This is a genomic window from Methylobacterium organophilum, assembly GCF_022179465.1.
In the GTDB taxonomy this organism is placed as follows: Bacteria; Pseudomonadota; Alphaproteobacteria; order Rhizobiales; family Beijerinckiaceae; genus Methylobacterium; species Methylobacterium organophilum.
Map to the genome: position 1 here is coordinate 1 of NZ_BPQV01000101.1, position 212 is coordinate 212.

The 212-nt window shown below is 66.5% G+C and carries 1 pseudogene; it reads left to right on the forward strand.

What is annotated here, in order from left to right:
* Nucleotides 1-212 (forward strand): annotated as a pseudogene (locus MFF21_RS23910) (porin family protein); the annotation flags it as partial.

A 212-nucleotide genomic window follows, 5' to 3' on the forward strand; every position in this document is an offset into this window, starting at 1 on the left:
TTGGCGGTGGTCAGATCGGCTACAACTATCAGTTCACCCCGGGCTCCGGCTTCGTGATCGGTGTCGAGGCCGACGCCCAATACGCCGATTTCGGCCGCAATCGGAACCGCTTCCTCTCCACCGCGCCGCTGGCCGCCACGCAGGTGTTCAACCCGAACGGCCTGTCGGGCCTCGACTACTTCGGCACCGTCCGCGGTCGTCTCGGCTACGCC